We start from the raw sequence: 18,565 nt of genomic DNA, 5'->3' as shown, positions 1-18,565 counted from the left end.
AACACTAGGCTGGTTGTGGAGGTGCCGAACATGAAGCTCGGGCTGCACTACTGGAACTACTCGACCCCGGCCGACCCGGCCGCAATCGCACCGACCCTGGCGGAGGCGGCCACCACTGCCGAGCAGGCCGGCGTCGCTTCCTTCACGGTGATGGACCATTTCTTCCAGATGGATGCGATGGCCCCGGCCGAGGAGCCCATGCTGGAGGCGTACACCACGCTGGGCTACGTCGCGGCGAAGACTCAGCGGATGACGTTGGGCGTGCTGGTCACCGGCGTGATGTACCGCTACCCGGGGTTGCTCGCCAAGACCGTGACGACCCTCGACGTGCTCTCCGGGGGCCGGGCCCGCCTCGGCATCGGCGCTTCCTGGTACGAGCGGGAGCAGCGTGGCCTCGGTGTGCCGGTGGTGCCGGTGGCCGAGCGGTTCGAGCGGCTGGAGGAGACGCTGCGCATCTGCCTGCAGATGTGGGGCGACGACAACGGGCCGTTCGAGGGGCGGCACTACCAGCTCACCGAGACAATCAACTCGCCGCAGGCGTTGAGCCGTCCACGCCCGCCCATCATGATCGGCGGCGGCGGCGAGAAGAAGACCCTGCTGCTGGTCGCCCGGTACGCCGACGCCTGCAACCTCTTCGGCACCGCCGATGGCGCGAAGGAGGTGGCGCGCAAGCTGGACGTGTTGCGCGGGCACTGCGACGCCGAGGGCCGCGACTACGACACCATCGAGAAGACGGTGGTGGCCGCCCGAGGGCCCCTGGAGGATCGCGACGGGTTCCTCGCCGAGGTGGCCGACTACGCCGCGCTCGGTGTGACCGAGGTGCAGGTCATGCCGGATCGGCATCCGGTGGAGTTCGCCCAGCGGCTCGGCGACGAGGTGCTGCCCCGGCTGGCCGATATCGGCTGAGCATGACAAGTGCCGAGGGCTGCCCTCCCGGCGAAGCGGAGAGCAGCCCTCGGCAATGATCGGCGGTGTCAGGCCACCGAGGCCGGGAACCGTTCCCACACCCGGTGCGCGGCCATCAGCTGCTGCACCGCCGTCAGAGCCTCGGCACCGGAGCCCGCCGTCACGATGCCGGGAGTACCGGCCACCCCGGCCTGCTCCAGCACGGTGACGCCGGCACCCCAGGCGCCGACGGCCTTGGCGTGGCGCCAGCACTCCTCGACGAGGAGCAGCACGCGGGGATCCACGGCTGCCGGGCCCGGCCTACCCGCCTTGTCGTCGCGGGCGGGCATGGCATCCGGCGCGGGTGCCGGCGCTCCGGCCAGCAGCACCGCGTCGAACTCGACCGACCGGCCGGTGGCGAAGGTGCGCTGCACCGGCAGGTCCGCCACCATGCCGCCGTGCGGGGCGATCAGCAGCGGCACCATGCCGGCCTCGAACACGGCCCGGCGGACCTCGTCGACGCCGTCCAGGTCACCGTCGGGGTCGACGACGATCCCGATCGTGCGACCGTCGCTCGGCCACTCCCGGCCGACCTGCGACAACGCCGGGCTTGGCGTTACCTCGGTGAACGGCACGGTGGGCTGCGGGGCGGGCAGGCCCAGACCGGTGGCGACCTCCGCGCACAGCACCGGGTCGATGTTGGCGAGGCACTGCAGCTGGCGCTCCTTGATCGCCTGGTGGTAGCACTTGCCGAGCTCGAAGGTGTACGCCCGGATGATGTGCTCCTTCTCGACCGGCGACATGCTCAGCCAGAACAGGCGTACCTGGCTGTAGTGGTCGTCGAACGAGACCGGGTTCGCGCGCACCTTGGGCGCCTGTGCCACCGTCACCGGCACGTCGAGGAACGCGTGCTCCTTGTCACCGGCGGGGAAGGGGTTGCCGCCGTCGAGCGAGTTCGGTCGGTACGGCGCGACGCCCGCGTGTACGGCGTGCTGGTGGAAGCCGTCGCGCAGCATGTCGTTCACCGCGGCGTGCGGGCGGTTGATCGGGATCTGCGAGAAGTTGGGCCCGCCCAACCGGGTGAGCTGCGTGTCGACGTACGAGAAGAGCCGGCCCTGCAACAGCGGGTCGTTCGTGACGTCGATGCCCGGCGGGAGGTGACCGAGGTGGAAGGCGACCTGCTCGGTCTCGGCGAAGAAGTTCGTCGGCGTCCGGTTGAGGATCAGCTTCCCGATGGCCTGCACCGGTGCCAGCTCCTCGGGCACGATCTTCGTCGGGTCCAGCAGGTCGATCTCGGCGAAGGTCTCCTCGGGGGTGTCGGGGAAGACCTGGATGCCGAGCTCCCACTCGGGGTACGCGCCGGCCTCAATGGCGTCGTAGAGGTCCCGGCGGTGGAAGTCCGGGTCCATGCCGCTCAGCATCTGGGCTTCCTCCCAGGTGAGGGAGTGCACGCCCAGCTTCGGCTTCCAGTGGAACTTGGCCAGCGCCGTCTCCCCGGCCTCGTTGACGAGGCGGAAGGTGTGGACGCCGAAGCCCTCCATGGTCCGGTACGACCGCGGAATGCCCCGGTCGGACATGTTCCAGAGGGCGTGGTGCTGCGCCTCGGTGTGCAGCGAGACGAAGTCCCAGAAGGTGTCGTGAGCGCTCTGCGCCTGCGGGATCTCGCGGTCCGGGTGCGGCTTGGCGGCGTGGATGATGTCGGGGAACTTGATCGCGTCCTGGATGAAGAAGACCGGCATGTTGTTGCCGACCAGGTCGAAGGTGCCCTCGTCGGTGTAGAACTTCGTCGCGAAGCCGCGGGTGTCGCGAACCGTGTCGGCCGAACCGCGCGAACCGAGCACGGTGGAGAACCGCACGAAGACCTCGGTCTCCCGACCCTTCTTGAGGAAGCCGGCCCTCGTGACCGCCTCAGCGGTGCCGTACGCGGTGAACACACCGTGCGCACCGGCGCCACGGGCGTGCACGACGCGCTCCGGAATGCGTTCGTGATCGAAATGCGTGATCTTCTCGCGCAGATGGTGGTCCTGGAGCAGCACCGGGCCTCGCGGACCGGCCTTGAGCGAGTGGTCGGTGTCGCGCAGCCGCGCCCCCTGCGCGGTCGTGAGGTAGGCGCCCTGCTGACCGTTCGCGATCGTCGGCGCGCCGGTTTCCGCGCCGGTCGGCGTACGGGTCTGCGGTGCCCCCTGTTCCGGCTTCGGCGGCAGCGGGTCGTGCGGCGTCGTCGGTTCCTCGACGGTCGGTGGCGCGCTTCCCGGTGCGCCGGGGACCTCCGGGGTCAGGGCATCGGCGATCTTTCCTGAGGCTGTCTTCACGGCGTTCTTGACCGCCTCGGCGGGCTTGCTTGAATCCACTGGACGAACCTCTCCATGGTGCGTGTGCGGGCGGGCGCTTGCCCTGCTACCCCTGGTCAGGGGGTCGAAACCCAACCGATCCCGGCATCCGTCGCCGGGACTGGTGATTTCACCGATGCGTGGATCGGCGGAGAGGCTAAAACTGACGCACGTCGATATCCCTCGACTTTAGGGAGTGCCCGACGTGTCGTCACCAACCACCACCCGTCCCCGTTCCATCGCTGCCCGAGCAGCCCGGTTCGCGCTGGCTGCCACCCTGGTCGCCGGCGGCGTCCTGACCGGCTCGACCGGCGCCGCACAGGCCGCGGGTCCGTACGAGCGCGGCCCCGCCCCGACCACCGCGATCCTGGAGGCCAGTCGCGGTCCGTTCGCCACGTCCTCACAGAACGTGTCGTCGCTCAGCGTCACCGGCTTCGGCGGCGGCGTCATCTACTACCCGACCAGCACCAGCGAGGGCACCTTCGGCGCCATCGCCATCTCGCCCGGCTACACCGCCGCCTGGTCCAGCATCAGCTGGCTCGGGCCGAGGCTCGCCTCGCATGGGTTCGTGGTGATCGGCATCGAGACCAACAGTCGGCTGGACCAGCCGGACAGTCGGGGCCGGCAGTTGCTCGCCGCGCTGGACTACCTCACCCAGCGCAGCTCGGTGCGCACCCGGATCGACAGCAGCCGCCTCGCGGTGGCGGGCCACTCCATGGGTGGCGGGGGCAGCCTGGAGGCGGCCTCGTCGCGGCCGTCGTTGCAGGCCGCGGTGCCGCTCGCGCCCTGGAACACGGACAAGAGCTGGTCCGAGCTGCGGGTGCCCACACTGATCATCGGTGGCGAGAGCGACACCGTCGCGCCGGTCTCGTCGCACTCGGTGCCGTTCTACAACAGCATCCCGGCCTCCGCCGAGAAGGCGTACCTGGAGCTGAACGGTGCTAGCCACTTCTTCCCGCAGACGACGAACACGCCGACCGCGCGGCAGATGGTCGCCTGGCTGAAGCGGTTCGTCGACGACGACACCCGCTACGAGCAGTTCCTCTGCCCGGGCCCGAGCGGCTCGCAGATCCAGGAGTACCGCAACACCTGCCCCAGCGCCTGACCGTGGTCCCGGGGCGGTCGCCAGTGGCGGCCGCCCCGTCCGCCTGCGGGAGACGAGGCATTGAAGGTCTTGACGCGGTACCCGAGAAACGTACACTGCGAGTGTAAATAACACCCGCCACGACAGAGGGATGGGTGATGGAGCGCGGCCTCGAACTGCACCACATCGGCGTCCGTTTCGGCGGCCTCACCGCCCTCGACGACGTCTCACTGCAGGTGCCACCCAACCGGGTGGTGGGCGTGATCGGGCCCAACGGCGCCGGCAAGACCACACTGTTCAACGTGATCTGCGGCTTCGTCGCGCCGGAAACGGGTTCGCTCACCCTCGACGGCCAACCGCTGCGACCACGGCCGCACCGGCTGACCCGGCTCGGCATCGCCCGAACCCTGCAGGGCACCGGGCTCTTCGCCGGGCTGACCGTGCTGGAGAACGTGATGACCGGCGCCTCGCACTCCGCCCGTGCGGGCTTCCTCCCGGCGCTGCTCGGGCTGCCAGCCAGCGACCGCGACGAGCGCCGGCTTCGCCGGCACGCCCTGGACATCCTGGACGATCTGGGGATCGCCGGGCACGCCGAGGCCGCGCCGACCACGCTGCCGTTCGCCGTACGCCAACGGGTCGCCCTGGCCCGCGCGCTCGCCGCCCGACCCCGGCTGCTCCTGCTCGACGAACCCGCCGGTGGCCTCGGCGGCGACGACATCGCCGAGCTGGCCGAGCTGGTCCGGCAACTGCCCCGGCGGGACGCCGACCCCTGTGCGGTGCTCCTGGTCGAGCACCACATGGACCTGGTGATGGCCGTCTGCGACGAGCTCGTGGTGCTCGACTTCGGCCGGGTCATCGCCGCCGGCACGCCGGACGAGATCCGCGACAACCCGGCGGTCACCGACGCCTACCTCGGCACCGCGGTCGAGGAGGCCGCGTGAGCGGGGCGGACCTGCTCGTCGTGCGCGGGTTGGTGGCTGGTTACGGCGCCGCGCCCGTGCTGCAGGCCATCGACCTCACCGTCCCGGCGGGCACGATCGCCGCGGTCGTCGGTGCCAACGGCGCCGGCAAGACCACCCTGCTGCGTGCGCTCTCCGGCATGATCCGCCCGACGGCGGGCCAGGTGCTCCTCGGCGGGGAGGACCTCCGCGGTACGCCCGTGGAGAAGCTCGTCCGGCGCGGCATGGCGCACGTGCCGGAGGGGCGGGGCGTGATCAGCGAGCTGACGGTCGACGAGAACCTGCGGCTCGGCGGGTTGTGGCGGCGCGACCGGGCCGACGCCGGTCGTGCCCTCGACGAGGTCTACCAGCTCTTCGAGCCGCTCGCCCGGCGTCGCCGGCACCTCGGGCACCAGCTCTCCGGCGGTGAGCGGCAGATGCTCGCGCTCGGCCGGGCCCTGGTCGGCCGACCTCGCCTGCTGCTGCTCGACGAGCCGTCGCTCGGCCTGGCGCCGCGGGTCGTCGCCCGGACCATGGCCCTCATTCGCCAACTGCGCGACCGTACCGGCCTGACCGTGTTGCTGGTCGAGCAGAACGTCCGCAGCGCACTCGCCGTCGCCGACCAGGGCGTCGTGATGTCCCTCGGCCGGGTGGTGATCGCCGCCCCGGCGACGAAGCTGCGTGACGACGACGACCTGCGCCACGCGTACCTCGGTTTCTGACCACACCTCGTCCCCCGGAGGGAGGACTGTTGGACCGCTTCGTCTTCCTCACCATCGACGGCCTGTCCCGGGGCGCGGTGTACGCCGCGTTCGCGCTGGCCCTGGTGCTCATCTGGCGGGCGGCGCGGGTCGTCAACTTCGCCCAGGGGGCGATGGCCGTCGCCGCCGCGTACGTCGCGTTCACCGTGTCTGCCGCGACCGGCTCGTACTGGCTGGGCTTCGTGGTCGCGATCGTCGCCGGCCTGCTGCTCGGTGCGCTGGTGGACCGTGTCGTGATGCGGCACGTCGACCACGCCTCACCGCTCAACCCCGTGATCGTCGCGCTCGGGTTGGTGCTGTTGATCCAGGCCGTGCTGGGCATGGTGTACGGCAACGAGTTCCGCCCCGCCGAGGCGCCGTTCAGTCGGTCCGCCCTCACCGTGGGCGGGGTCGCCGTGCTGTCGCCGTACGACCTGTTCGTCTTCGCCACGATCGGGGTGGTGGTCAGTGGTCTGGCCTGGCTGTTCGCTCGTACCGCGGTCGGGCTGCGGATGCGCGCGGCGGCCTTCGCCCCCGAGGTCTCGCGGCTGCTCGGGGTCAACGTCGGAGGCATGTTGACTCTCGGTTGGGCGCTGGCCTCCGGTGTGGGTGCGTTGGCCGCCATGCTGGTCATTCCGACCGAGCTGGGCCTGCACCCGCACGCGATGGACCTGGTGTTCGTCTCGGCGTTCACCGCGGCGGTGGTCGGCGGGTTGGACAGTCCACCGGGGGCGGTGGTCGGCGGCCTGGTGGTGGGTTTGCTGCTCTCCTACGTGAGCGGATATGCCGGCAGTGACCTCACGCCGCTCGCGGTGCTGGTCCTGCTGCTGGCGGTGCTGCTGGTCCGGCCCGGTGGGCTGTTCGCCCCGGTCGCGGCGAGGCGGGTGTGAGCGCCACGAGGGCGGCCCTGCCGCCGAAGAGCCGGCAGGCCGACGCCGCTGACCGACCGTTCGACCGTCGACGCGGCTCCACCCTGCTGCGCCACCTCGCGGTGGTGCTCGCCGTCGGCCTGCTGCTGGTGGCGGTCAGCTACGCCGTTGAGCCGTTCCGCAACTTCCAGCTCGCCACCGTGGCCGCCTATCTCTGCGCGACCGCTGGGCTGACGGTCCTCACCGGGCTCAACGGTCAACTGTCGCTCGGGCACGGCGCGTTGATGGCCACCGGGGCGTACACCGTGGCTCTGTGCCAGAACGCGTTCGCCGACCGGGGGATGACCGGCGGCTGGCTGTTGCCGCTCTCGCTGGGCGCCGCGATCCTTAGCACGGTCGCGGTCGGCGCGGTGGTCGGTGTGGCCGCGGCCCGGCTCCGCGGCCCCTACCTGGCCGGGGTCACCCTCGCGGTGGCCGTCGTCGTGCCGGCGCTGGCCGTCACCTTCGACGGCGTCTTCAACGGCGAGCAGGGGCTGTCGGTGCCGGTGGAGCCACCGCCGATAGCGCTCGGCCCGTACTTCCCCTACGAGCGGTGGCAGCTCTGGCTGACCGGCGCGGCGACCCTGCTCGCCCTGCTGCTGTTGGCCAACCTGATCCGCAGCCGTTACGGGCGCACGTTCCGGGCGGTCCGTGACGACGAGGTAGCCGCCCGCCTCGCCGGCATCCACATCGCCCGCACCCAGGTCCTCGCATTCGTGGTCAGTGCCGCCACCGCCGGGCTCGGCGGCGCGTTGCTGGCGGTCCTCGCGCAGAGCGTCTCGCCCGGGGCGTTCTCGCTGACCCTGTCGCTCTTCCTGCTGATGGCCGTGGTGATCGGCGGCCTCGGTCGTCTCACCGGGGCGCTGTGGGGGGCCGTCCTGCTGGTCGCCCTGCCCGACCTCACCCATTCCGCGACCGAGCTGCTCACCCTCTCGCCCGCGGTGGCACAGCGGCTGGAAGGCAACCTCCCGCTGGCGATCTTCGGAGCCACGCTGATCGTCGTGATGATCGCCGCGCCCGGCGGCGTGCAGGGTCTGCTGTCGCGCCTCGGTCGGGCCCTGCTGGCCCGGTGGCCGGCGCGGCGTTCCTGAGCTGTCCTCGGCCCGGCCTCGGCCGGGCGCTCCACCACCACACCGTTCCCCCAAGAAACCGGACCGAGAAAGGTCGGTGTCACCCATGCACCGTATGACACAACGTGGTCTCGCGATCGCCAGCACCATCGCCCTGTTGGTCGCCGCCGCTGGTTGCAGCGGTGACGACGGCTCCGGCACCGGTGGAGCATCGGTGCCGGGCGTCACCGCCACCGAGATCGTCGTCGGCACACACATGCCGCTCACCGGGCCGGCCTCGGCCGGCTACTCCAAGATCGCTCCGGCGACGAAGGCGTACTTCGACTACGTCAACGCCAACGGCGGTGTGCATGGTCGGAAGATCACTTACAAGATCATGGACGACGGCTACAACCCGGCGAACACCCAGCAGGTGGTCCGTCAGCTCGTCCTGCAGGACAAGGTCTTCGCCATCCTCAACGGCCTCGGGACGCCGACGCACACCGGTGTGCTCGACTTCCTCAAGAGCAACCGGGTGCCAGACCTCTTCGTCGCCTCCGGCAGCCGCAGCTGGGACCAGCCGGACAAGTATCCGGGCACGTTCGGGTTCAACCCGGACTACACGGTGGAGGGCAAGATCCTCGCCACCTACGCCAAGACCAACCTGGCCGGTCAGAAGGTCTGCTTCCTCGGCCAGGACGACGACTTCGGCCGCGACAGCCTGGCCGGCGTGGAGAAGGTGCTCGGCGCCGGGGGCGTGGCGGTGAAGCAGACGTACGTCACCAGCAACACCAACGTGGCGCCGCAGATCGGCGCGTTCAAGGCGGCCGGATGCAAGGTCGTCGTGCTGGCCACCGTGCCCGGCTTCACCGCGCTCTCCATCGGCACCGCCGCGCGGCTGGGCTTCAAGCCGCAGTGGCTGGTGTCCAACGTCGGCGCCGATCAGCCGACCCTGGCCAAGCAGCTCGGAGCCGCCGCTCCGCTGCTGGAGGGCGTGGTCGGCACCAACTACCTGCCGATGCAGAACGACACCGCCAACCCGTGGATCCAGCTCTTCACGAAGATCAACAAGTCGCACAACGGGGACGCGCCGTTCGACGGCAACACCGTCTACGGCATGTCGGTCGGCTACCTGTTCGTGCAGGTGCTGCTCGCCGCCGGCAAGGACGTCACGCGGGAGAAGGTGCTCCAGGCCGTGCAGAAGGGCGGCTTCCAGGGCCCCGGGCTGGCACCACTGCGCTTCTCGGCCACTGACCACTCCGGGTACGGCGGGCAGCGCCTGAGCCGGGTGAGCGGGGGAGTGCAGACCTACTTCGGGCCGACGTACGAGACCGACGAGGCCGACGGGCCGGTCACCGAGTACACCGCCGCCCCGGTCGCGCCGCCGGCGAACGGGGTGCCGACCGTCTCCTGAGAACCCGTACACCCGACGTCCGACCGGGCGTGGTCGCGTCTGACCACGCCCGGTCGGACGGCTGCGCCCGCTCGTAGGGCGCCGCGCGGTCAGGGGTCGAAGCGTTCATCGGAGACGTTGACCGACACCGATCACTGCTCCTACTATCTGCACTGTGGATGCATATTCGGGACGGCTCGTGGATCGTGTCGCCATCGTCACCGGCGCCAGTCGGGGGATCGGCCTGGCCATCGCCCAACGCCTCGTCGCTGAGGGCGCTCGGGTGGGTCTGACCGGCCGGCGTCCCGAGTCGCTGGCCGAGGCGGTCGCCGCCCTGGGCGGGCCGGCGTGCGCCGTCGCCGTGCCGGGCCGGGTCGACGACCCGGAGCATCGAGCCGTTGCGGTGCGACAGGTCAGCGCCGCGTTCGGGCCGGTGGACCTCCTGGTCAACAACACCGGCATCAACCCGGTACACGGACCGCTGGTCGAGCTGGACCTGGCCGCGGCCCGCAAGATCCTCGACGTCAACCTGGTCGCCACACTCGGCTGGGTGCAGGAGGTCTGCGCCGCCGGCATGACCGAGCGGGGCGGCTGCGTCGTCAACGTCTCGTCGATCGCCGGGCTCGGCCCGTCGCCCGGCATCGCCTTCTACGGGGTGAGCAAGGCCGCGCTCAACCACCTCACCGCCAGCCTCGCGGTGGAGCTGGGGCCGACGATCCGGGTCAACGCCGTCGCCCCCGGCGTGGTGAAGACCCGCTTCGCCGCCGCCCTCTACGAGGGGCGGGAGGATGAGGTCGCCGCGCGGTATCCGCTCGGGCGTCTCGGTCTGCCGCCGGACGTGGCGGGCGTGGTCGCCTTCCTGGCCTCCGACGACGCCACCTGGATGACCGGGCAGACCATCGTCTGCGACGGCGGCGTCTCGCTGACCGGCCGGGCCGGATGACGGCGTCGGCGGTCGGTCCGGGTCCGCTGATCACCGCCTGTCTAGACTCGGCGGTGCGTCGGGAAGCGTCGTGGCGGTGAGGAGGCGGGGGCGGATGGACGGGGTCGAGGTCGTGAGCCGGGTCGACGGGCGCACCGCCCGGGCCGAGCGCACCCGCGTGGCCATCGTCGAGGCGCACCTCGCGCTCATCTCCGAGGGTGACCTCCGCCCGACCGGAGAACGCATCGCCGAGCGGGCCGGCATCTCGCTGCGGACGCTCTGGACCAACTTCAAGGACATGGAGACGCTCTTCGAGGCCAGCGGCGCGGAGGTGCTCCGCCAGCAGGACGCCGCCTACCGGCCGATCCCAGCCGGGCTGCCGCTGGTGAAGCGGGTCGACGCGTACTGCCGGCAACGGGCCCGGCTGCTCCAGCTCATCACGCCGTCGGCGCGGGCCGCCCAGATGCGGGAGCCGGTCTCCGACCAGCTGCACCGCAATCGCCTCAAGCACATCGACCGGGTCCGCGACGAGGTCGAGGAGCTCTTCGCCGTCGAGCTGGCCCAGGCCGGTCGGGGTCGGGAGCAGCTGCTCAACGCCCTGGTGGCGGCCAGCATGTGGCCGGCCTGGTCGATGCTGCGCTACGGCCTCGGGCTGGGCGTGGACCAGGCCCGCGCGGTGATGACCCGGACGGTCGGCGCCCTGCTGGCCGAGGTCGCGGCCGACTGATTCCCGCCCGGCCCGATATCGCCTCCTCTTTCCATCCGGTTTCCGATAGGTGACACTGGATGCATGGTTACTGCATCAAGAGTGCAATTAACCGTGCTGCGCGGCCGGGACGACGAGTGCCGGGCGATCCGCACCCTGCTCGACGGCGCGACCGCCGGCGGCGGCGCCCTGCTGCTACACGGCGAACCGGGTTCGGGCCGGACGGCGCTGGTCGACTACGCCCACCGGCACGCCGAGAGTCGCACCGTGCTCGCCGGGACCGGGCTCGCCGAGGAGGCCGTCCTCCCGTACGCCGGCCTGCAACGCCTGCTCGACCCGGTGCTCGACCGGGACGCCGCCCTGCCGGACGAGCAGCGCCAACTGCTGCGGCGCGCGTTGGCCGGGGAGCGCTGCCCGGCCGACCGTCAACTGACGCTGTCGATGGCGGTGCTCGGGTTGCTCGCCGCAACCGCCCGGGACCGTCCGCTGCTCGCCACCATGGACGACGTCGACCGAGGTGACCCGCAGACCGCGCAGGTGCTGGCCTTCGTGGCCCGCCGTCTGCGGCATCTGCCGGTCGCCGTCCTGCTCACCGCGGACGTCACCGTCGCGGTCGACGGGATACCGGCGCACCGACTCCGGCCGCTCGACGCGCGGGACAGCGTCGCCGTCCTCACCGACCGGCTGCCCGAGTGCCCCGCCGCGCCGGTCGCGGCCACACTCGCGGTGGTCGGCGGCGGCAACCCGCAGGCCCTGGTAGATCTCGCCGAAGTGCTCAGCCCGGGGCAGTGGCGGGGTGAGGAGCCGCTGCCCGCCGCGCCACCGGCCGACGGTGCGCTGGGCCGTGCGTACCGGGCCCGGCTGGACCGGTTGCCACCGGACACCCGGCGGATGCTGCTGCTCGCGGCGCTCGACGAGGACGGTGAGCCGGGCACGCTGATCCGGGCGGCGGGAGTCGCCGGCAGCGAGGTCGAGGCGCTGGCCCCGGCGGAGGTCGCCGGCCTGGTCCGGGTGGAGCCGCTGGGCGTCACGTTCCCCCAACCGTTGGTTCGCGCGATGATCGCGTCGAGCGCGACGCTGGCCGAGCGGCGCGCGGCCCACCGGTTGCTCGCCGGGGTGCTGGGCTCGGACGGGCAGCGGTTGCGCCGGGCGATGCACCTCGCCGCCGCGGCGGCGGATGCCGACCCGGCCCTCGCCGCCGAGCTGGAGGAGGCAGCGGTCGACGGAGCCGGGGGTTGGGCCACCGCGTCGGCGGCGCTGCGGTGGGCCGCCGAGCTGAGCGACCAGCCAATCCAGGCTGCCGCCCGCCTGCAGACCGCCGCCCACTACGCCTGGGCCGGGGGGCAACCGGACCAGGCCCGGTTGCTGCTCGACCGCCTCCGTGCCGTGTCCACGGATCCGGTCGTCGAGGGCCGCGCCGATCTGCTGCGCGGTGAGTTGGAGCTGCGGTGCGGCGTCGCGTCGGGTGCGTCGGCCACGTTGCTGACCGCCGCTGGATCGGTGGCCGGTGCCGACCGCGCCCTGGCGTTGGCCGGGCTGGTGCGGGCCGGCGAGGCCGTCTGCTTCGCCGGTGACCAGTACCGGTACGCCGAGGTCGGCCGCCGGGCGTTGGCGTTGCGACGCCCGAGCGACCGGCCGGCCATGGAGCTGATGAGTTGTCTGGTCGCCGGGGTGGCGGCGACCCTGCGGGGCGACCACGAGCGGGCCGGGCCCGCGCTGCGCCGCGCCGTCGTGCTGGGCGGCCGGCTGACCGGGTCGGCGCTGACACCCACCGCGCTCACCTGCGCGGCGGCGGCCGGCCTGCTGGTGGCCGTGGACGGCGCGGCGCACCGGCTCGCCGAGCGTGCCGTCGGTTTGGCGCGGGAGCGGGGCGAGCTGTCCATGCTGCCCCGGGCACTGGAGTTGCGCGCAATCGCCGAGTACTGGCTGGGCCGGCACGAGGCGGCGGCGGAGACGTCCCGCGACGGGCTGCGGGTCGCCCGCGCCACCGGTCAGGTCAACTGCGCCAACGTCCACCTGGGCATGCTCGCCGTGCTCGCCGCGATGCGGGCCGATCGGGCCACCAGCCTGCGGCGGATCCGCGAGATCGGCGACGCACCGACGCCGGGCAGCCGTCCACACGCGCTCGCCGGGTGGGCCCTGGCGGTGCTCGACCTGGTCGACGGCCGGCACGCCGAGGCCGCGGACCGGCTCGCGTCGCTGGCCCGGCTCGGCACCGGTCGGGGTCAGGTCCTCGTGCAGGTGATGGCCACCCCGTACCTGGTGGAGGCGGCGGCGCACCTGGCGCACCGACCGGCGGCGACGGCCGCGCTCGCCGTGTTCGACAGGTGGGCCAGCAGCACCGTGAGCCCACTGCGCCGGGCCCTGTCCGCCCGGTGCCACGCGTTGCTCGCTCCCCGGGGCAGCGCCGAGGCCGAGCGGGAGTTCCAGACGGCGCTGCGGCTGCACCCGACGGAGGCCGGCGCGTTCGAGCGGGCCCGTACGGAGCTGCTCTTCGGCCAGGAGCTGCGCCGCAGCCGACGCCCCCGCGACGCGCGGGCGCACCTGCATCAGGCCCGCGAGATGTTCACCCTGCTCGGGGTGGCGTGCTGGGCTGAGCAGGCCACCACCGAGCTGCGCGCGGCCGGGGAGTCGATCGGCTCGCCGGACCTGCCGGCGGCGCGGCTGCTGACGGGCCAGCAACTGCGGATCGCCGAGTTGGTCGCGGAGGGCGCCACCAACCGGGAGATCGCCGCCCGGATGTTCCTCTCCACCCGTACGGTCGATCACCACCTGCGCAACGTGTTCCACCGGCTCGGCATCCGCTCGCGCACCGAGTTGGCCCGCGCGTTCGCCGCCGAACGGCAGGTCGGGCTGGCCTCCGAGTGGTGACCGTCCGGTCTGGACGGCTTAAACTATCACCGCTAGTTTAAGCGTCATGGAGCTCACCCTCTCCGCCGAGCAGGCCGCGGTCCGCCAACTGGCCGCCGAGTTCGCCGACCGGGAGCTGCTGCCGCACGCAGCCGCCTGGGATCGGCGCGAGTCAGTCGACCCCGCCATCGTCGCCATGCTCGGCGACCTCGGCTTTCTGGGGCTGACCATCGCTGAGGCCGACGGCGGTTCCGGGGGCGACCACCTCGCGTACTGCCTGGTCCTGGAGCAGCTCGGCCGGGGCGACTCGGCCGTGCGCGGCATCGTCTCGGTGTCACTCGGCCTGGTCGCCAAGTCGATCGCCGCCCACGGGTCGGCCGCACAGCGGGCCGAGTGGCTGCCCCGGCTCTGCGCCGGCGCCGCACTCGGCTGCTTCGCGCTGACCGAGCCGGACAGCGGCTCGGACGCGGCAGCGCTGCGGACCCGCGCGGTCCGCGACGGCGCCGACTGGCTGCTCACCGGCACGAAGACGTTCATCACCAACGGCACCACCGCCGACGTCGCGCTGGTCTTCGCCCGCACCGGCGGCCCCGGGCACCGAGGCATCACCGCGTTCCTGGTTCCCGGCGACAGCCCGGGGCTGACCCGGCGGGAGATCCACGGCAAGCTGGGCCTGCGCGGTCAGGCCACCGGCGAGCTGCGCTTCGACGAGGTACGCGTGCCCGATACCGCCCGCCTCGGCGACGAGGGCGCCGGCTTCCGCCTGGCCCTGGCCACCCTCGCCAAGGGCCGGATGTCGGTCGCCGCCGGCTCGGTCGGCATCGCTCAGGGCTGCCTCGACGCCGCAGTCGGCTACGCCGGGCAGCGGACCCAGTTCGGCAAGCCGATCGCCGCCCACCAGCTCGTTCAACAACTGCTCGCCGCCATCGCGGTGGACACCGCCGCCGCCCGGTTGCTGGTGTGGCAGGTCGCCGACCTGATCGACCGCGGCCAGCCGTTCGCCACCGAGGCGTCGATGGCCAAGCTCTTCGCCAGCGAGGCCGCCGTCCGTGCGGCCAACAACGCGGTCCAGGTGTTCGGGGGGTACGGCTACATCGACGAATATCCGGTCGGCAAGTACCTGCGTGATGCCCGGGTCGCCACGCTCTACGAGGGCACCAGCCAGATCCAGCAACTCCTCATCGGACGCGCGCTCACCGGCGTCAATGCCTTCTAGCTTCAAGGAGATCTGGCATGAGAGTCTTCACCTCGTTCGACGAGTTGGCCGCTGCCGTCGGCGAGACCCTCGGGCCCGGTCCGTGGCAGCGCATCGAGCAGAGCCGCGTCGACCTCTTCGCCGACGCCACCGACGACCACCAGTGGATCCATCTCGACCCGGCCCGGGCCGCCGCAGGGCCGTTCGGCGGGACGATCGCCCACGGGTACCTGACCCTGTCGCTGCTGCCGGCGCTGGCCGGCCGGCTCTACCGGGTCGACGGGGTGGCGATGGGGGTCAACTACGGGCTGAACCGGGTGCGTTTCCCGGCCCCGGTCCGGGTCGGTGCCGCCGTCCGGGCCACTGCCACCATCGCCGAGGTGTCGCCGGTGAGCGGTGGCGTGCAGCTGGTCGCGGTGGTCACCGTGGAGAGCGACAGCGGTGGCAAGCCCGTCTGTGTAGCCGAGACCGTGAGTCGACTCTACCGAGCCACCGGTCGATGATCGCGTAGTTCGTGTGCGCACCGGTGGACGTTGTGCCGGCGGCTAGACGTTGCGGAAGGAGTTCCGGAACTTGCGGCGGCCCGACTCTCCTGAAACTCCGCCGCCGGTGCGTCACCGCTTCGCTGTCGCACGATATGAGGCACTGCCTGGGCAGCTCTGTCTTGCCGGGTTCGCCGGCCTGGTCCACGTCTCGTTAAACTTCCGGAAATTGTTGCTCGTCGATGAGCGGCGCTGACATACTCCACATCCATCGGAGTCGATGATCGTGGGTATGCGCCTCATCCCGGGCGCCTTTCCGTGCGCGGTTTCGACCCGGTGCCCCACCACCGCTGGGGCGGTGCGTCAGATGCCCCGCCCCGGGCCTCACGGAAGGAAAAGACATGATCGAGAGGTGCCACGGGGAGACCCTCCGACGAACGGGCCCCCGAGCGCGTACGGCGATCGTCCTCGCCGCTGCGGGTCTGCTCGCCGCAACGAGCGCCGCGTTCCTGCCCGGCGCGGCGAGCGCCGGAACGACCCTGGGCGCGTCCGCCGCTGAGAAGGGTCGGTATTTCGGTACGGCGGTGGCCGCAAGCAGGCTTTCCGATAGCGCGTACACCACGATTTTGAACCGTGAGTTCAACATGGTGACGCCTGAGAACGAGATGAAGATTGACGCCACCGAGCCGCAGCAGGGTCAGTTCAGCTACGGTGCGGCGGAGCAGATCGTGAACCACGCGCGCAGTCGGGGGATGAACGTGCGCGGTCACACCCTGGCCTGGCATTCGCAGCAGCCGGGGTGGATGCAGAACATGAGTGGTAGTGCGTTGCGGCAGGCGATGCTCAATCACGTGACGCAGGTGGCCACGCATTTCCGGGGTCAGGTGGTGGCGTGGGATGTGGTGAACGAGGCGTTCGCCGATGGCAGTTCGGGTGGCCGTCGTGACTCGAACCTCCAGCGGACGGGTAACGATTGGATCGAGGCGGCGTTCCGGGCCGCGCGTGCCGCGGATCCGGGTGCGAAGCTCTGTTACAACGACTACAACACGGACAACTGGACGCATGCGAAGACGCAGGGTGTCTACAACATGGTGCGGGACTTCAAGTCTCGTGGTGTGCCGATCGACTGTGTGGGTTTTCAGTCGCACTTCAACAACGACTCGCCGTATGTGAGTAACTACCGGACCACGTTGTCGAGTTTCGCCGCGCTCGGTGTGGATGTGCAGGTCACCGAGTTGGACATTCAGGGTGCGTCGGCGGCCACGTACCGCAGTGTGGTGGAGGACTGTTTGGCGGTTGCCCGGTGCAACGGGATCACGGTGTGGGGTATCCGGGACAGTGACTCGTGGCGGGCGTCGCAGACCCCGTTGCTGTTCACCAGCGGTGGCGCGAAGAAGCCGGCGTACGACGCCGTCCTCGCCGCACTCAACAGCGGCACCCCGGTTCCGACGACCCCTCCGCCCACGACCCCCGCGCCGACGACCCCTCCGCCCACGACCCCTCCGCCCACGACTCCGCCGCCCAGCGGCGGTTGCACCGCGACCCTGCAGGACAGCACGCGGTGGGGCGACCGCTTCAACAGTCAGGTGACCGTCAGTGGGGCCAGCAACTGGACCGTCGTGGTGGCAGTCACCCCGCCACAGAAGGTGTCGAACACCTGGAACGGCAGCCCGAGCTGGGACACCAGCGGAAACGTCATGACCATGCGGTCGAACGGCAGCGGCAACGTCTTCGGCTTCACCACCATGGCCAACGGCAACTGGAGTCGCCCGCAGGTGCGATCCTGCACCGTCTCCTGAGCACCACCACCACCGCACACTGATGGGGCGGCGACCGATCCCGTCGTCGTCCCATCATCTTTCCGGGCCGGGGCAGAGGGCAGGGTTCGCGCGCTGCGGCCTCGATCGGCTGCCTCTCAGGTTGCGGGTGCCGGTTCGGCGGGCCGGGGGGTAAAGAAGCGGACCATGTCTTCCGCCGCGGTGGGGGAGAGCATCATCGACTGGACTCGCGCGGACATCTCGGCGATCGCCTGGATCCTGGTGAACATCGCCTCCTCGTACGTCCGGATCGCCGAGTGCGGGTCGGCGGGGTTGGCGGCGAGTTGGCCGGCCAGTTCGGCGGCGTCGAGCATGGCCTGGTTGGCACCCTCGCCGACCGGCGGCATGAGGTGCGCGGCGTCACCGATGAGAGTGATGCCCGGTCGGCTGGACCAGCGCGTACCGATGGGCATCGCTTCGATCCTGCGTGGCGTCACCGTGTCGTCGCTGGCCTCGATGAGCGCGGTGAGGCGGGGGGCCCAGCCGCCGAACATGTCGAGCAGGACACGCTTGTCGCGGTACGTATCGACATGGCGGTCCTCTGCGCGCAGCGAGATCCCGACGCGGATGCTGCCATCGCCCATGCGTTGCGCTGACAGGATCTGATTCACGCCGACGCACCACAGGTTTCCGGGGCCGACCAACTCGGCGAGATCCGGATGGCGCCGGTCGACGTCGCTGATGTTCAGCTCAACGAGGGTGGCCACATAGGACATCTCCACGTCGGTCAGCAGCGGCCGGACGAGCGAGCGCGCGCCGTCCGCGCCGATGAGGATGTCGCAGTCGATGTGGTGGCCGCCGTCGAACGTCAGTTTCCAGCCTCCGTCAGGTCGTGGCGTCGCCGCGACAAGCCGGTGCCGCCACGTAACCGCCTCGCTGGGAAGCGAATCGAGCAGAAGATCGCGCAGTACCCTCCGGTCGATCTCGGGACGGCCGGAGAATGAGCCGGGTTGCGGCTTGTGGTGCACCAGGGTTCGTCCGGCCGGGTCGAGGATGCGATGTTCCTCGCCCTCGGGCCGCGCCTCAGACCGGAACCGGCCGGCGAGGCCCGCCTCGGCCAGGGCCTGTTGCCCGGACTCCGGGTGCAGGTCGAGAGTGCCGCCCTGCGATCGCGCGGATCGGCTTGCCTCGCGCTCGTACACCACCGCGTCGATGCCGTGTCGATGAAGGATTCGTGCCAGCGTCAGGCCGCCAAGGCCGCCACCGGCGATCGCGATTCGCATCTTCGTCTCCTTAGCGTACACTGTATTGGTGGATACACCGTAC

General features: G+C 71.2%; 15 protein-coding genes. 13 read left to right on the top strand and 2 right to left on the bottom strand.

Annotation, left to right across the window (positions count from 1 at the left end):
- Positions 1–30 precede the first annotated feature (30 nt).
- On the top strand, positions 31–906 hold the full coding sequence (locus ABZT18_RS28920) for an LLM class F420-dependent oxidoreductase (protein WP_354991947.1): 876 nt from the start codon (positions 31–33) through the stop codon (positions 904–906).
- A 68-nt stretch (positions 907–974) separates the two neighbouring features.
- Here the strand turns inward: ABZT18_RS28920 and ABZT18_RS28915 are convergent, their stop codons facing one another.
- A complete protein-coding gene (locus ABZT18_RS28915; RefSeq protein WP_354991946.1) occupies positions 975–3,236 on the bottom strand; it encodes a catalase in 2,262 nt (753 codons plus the stop codon).
- A 184-nt stretch (positions 3,237–3,420) separates the two neighbouring features.
- Here ABZT18_RS28915 and ABZT18_RS28910 point away from each other — a divergent pair, with 184 nt between their 5' ends.
- The 12 genes from ABZT18_RS28910 to ABZT18_RS28855 all read left to right on the top strand — a co-directional run bounded on the left by ABZT18_RS28910 (position 3,421) and on the right by ABZT18_RS28855 (position 17,281).
- Complete coding sequence (locus ABZT18_RS28910; RefSeq protein ID WP_354991945.1) at positions 3,421–4,320, top strand: alpha/beta hydrolase; 900 nt, start codon at positions 3,421–3,423, stop codon at positions 4,318–4,320.
- A gap of 137 nt (positions 4,321–4,457) precedes the next feature.
- The gene (locus tag ABZT18_RS28905) at positions 4,458–5,240 is read left to right on the top strand and encodes an ATP-binding cassette domain-containing protein (protein WP_354991944.1); all 783 of its coding nucleotides are present in this window, start codon (positions 4,458–4,460) and stop codon (positions 5,238–5,240) included.
- A complete protein-coding gene (locus ABZT18_RS28900) occupies positions 5,237–5,959 on the top strand; it encodes an ABC transporter ATP-binding protein (RefSeq protein WP_354991943.1) in 723 nt (240 codons plus the stop codon). The genes ABZT18_RS28905 and ABZT18_RS28900 overlap by 4 nt, the downstream gene beginning before the upstream one ends.
- A 29-nt stretch (positions 5,960–5,988) precedes the next feature.
- Positions 5,989–6,867: a branched-chain amino acid ABC transporter permease gene (locus ABZT18_RS28895; protein WP_354991942.1), complete on the top strand. Its 879-nt coding sequence runs from the start codon at positions 5,989–5,991 to the stop codon at positions 6,865–6,867.
- Positions 6,864–7,976, top strand: a complete 1,113-nt coding sequence (locus ABZT18_RS28890) for a branched-chain amino acid ABC transporter permease (RefSeq protein ID WP_355252938.1) — start codon at positions 6,864–6,866, stop codon at positions 7,974–7,976. The genes ABZT18_RS28895 and ABZT18_RS28890 overlap by 4 nt, the downstream gene beginning before the upstream one ends.
- 85 nt (positions 7,977–8,061) lie before the next feature.
- On the top strand, positions 8,062–9,348 hold the full coding sequence (locus tag ABZT18_RS28885; RefSeq protein ID WP_354991940.1) for an ABC transporter substrate-binding protein: 1,287 nt from the start codon (positions 8,062–8,064) through the stop codon (positions 9,346–9,348).
- 178 nt (positions 9,349–9,526) lie between these two features.
- Positions 9,527–10,270, top strand: coding sequence for an SDR family oxidoreductase (locus ABZT18_RS28880; RefSeq protein ID WP_354991939.1), 744 nt, complete (start codon positions 9,527–9,529; stop codon positions 10,268–10,270).
- Between the two features lie 94 nt (positions 10,271–10,364).
- Entirely contained in the window at positions 10,365–10,976 is a 612-nt protein-coding gene (locus ABZT18_RS28875) for a TetR/AcrR family transcriptional regulator (protein ID WP_354991938.1), read from the top strand.
- 81 nt (positions 10,977–11,057) lie between these two features.
- On the top strand, positions 11,058–13,826 hold the full coding sequence (locus ABZT18_RS28870; RefSeq protein WP_354991937.1) for an AAA family ATPase: 2,769 nt from the start codon (positions 11,058–11,060) through the stop codon (positions 13,824–13,826).
- 46 nt (positions 13,827–13,872) lie between these two features.
- Positions 13,873–15,021 carry an acyl-CoA dehydrogenase family protein gene (locus ABZT18_RS28865; RefSeq protein ID WP_354991936.1) on the top strand — a complete coding sequence of 383 codons (1,149 nt, stop codon included), beginning with the start codon at positions 13,873–13,875 and terminating at the stop codon, positions 15,019–15,021.
- A gap of 17 nt (positions 15,022–15,038) precedes the next feature.
- A complete protein-coding gene (locus ABZT18_RS28860) occupies positions 15,039–15,503 on the top strand; it encodes a MaoC family dehydratase (RefSeq protein ID WP_354991935.1) in 465 nt (154 codons plus the stop codon).
- A gap of 380 nt (positions 15,504–15,883) precedes the next feature.
- Complete coding sequence (locus ABZT18_RS28855) at positions 15,884–17,281, top strand: endo-1,4-beta-xylanase (protein WP_354991934.1); 1,398 nt, start codon at positions 15,884–15,886, stop codon at positions 17,279–17,281.
- 116 nt (positions 17,282–17,397) lie between these two features.
- Here the strand turns inward: ABZT18_RS28855 and ABZT18_RS28850 are convergent, their stop codons facing one another.
- Positions 17,398–18,522, bottom strand: coding sequence for an NAD(P)/FAD-dependent oxidoreductase (locus ABZT18_RS28850; protein WP_355252935.1), 1,125 nt, complete (start codon positions 18,520–18,522; stop codon positions 17,398–17,400).
- Between the last annotated feature and the right edge of the window lie 43 nt (positions 18,523–18,565).

Origin of the sequence: Micromonospora sp. NPDC005291 (assembly GCF_040607415.1) — a bacterium.
Classification (GTDB): Bacteria; Actinomycetota; Actinomycetes; order Mycobacteriales; family Micromonosporaceae; genus Micromonospora.
The sequence above is the reverse complement of the archived record's forward strand: the minus strand, read 5'-3'. Positions and strand labels throughout refer to the sequence as shown.

What these genes read in the sequence shown, in the direction of transcription:
- ABZT18_RS28885 (WP_354991940.1), top strand. Translation starts at nt 8,062, where the DNA reads ATGCACCGTATGACACAACGTGGTCTCGCGATCGCCAGCACCATCGCC.
- ABZT18_RS28850 (WP_355252935.1), bottom strand. Translation starts at nt 18,522, where the DNA reads ATGCGAATCGCGATCGCCGGTGGCGGCCTTGGCGGCCTGACGCTGGCA.
- ABZT18_RS28905 (WP_354991944.1), top strand. Translation starts at nt 4,458, where the DNA reads ATGGAGCGCGGCCTCGAACTGCACCACATCGGCGTCCGTTTCGGCGGC.
- ABZT18_RS28860 (WP_354991935.1), top strand. Translation starts at nt 15,039, where the DNA reads ATGAGAGTCTTCACCTCGTTCGACGAGTTGGCCGCTGCCGTCGGCGAG.
- ABZT18_RS28875 (WP_354991938.1), top strand. Translation starts at nt 10,365, where the DNA reads ATGGACGGGGTCGAGGTCGTGAGCCGGGTCGACGGGCGCACCGCCCGG.
- ABZT18_RS28920 (WP_354991947.1), top strand. Translation starts at nt 31, where the DNA reads ATGAAGCTCGGGCTGCACTACTGGAACTACTCGACCCCGGCCGACCCG.
- ABZT18_RS28855 (WP_354991934.1), top strand. Translation starts at nt 15,884, where the DNA reads ATGATCGAGAGGTGCCACGGGGAGACCCTCCGACGAACGGGCCCCCGA.
- ABZT18_RS28865 (WP_354991936.1), top strand. Translation starts at nt 13,873, where the DNA reads ATGGAGCTCACCCTCTCCGCCGAGCAGGCCGCGGTCCGCCAACTGGCC.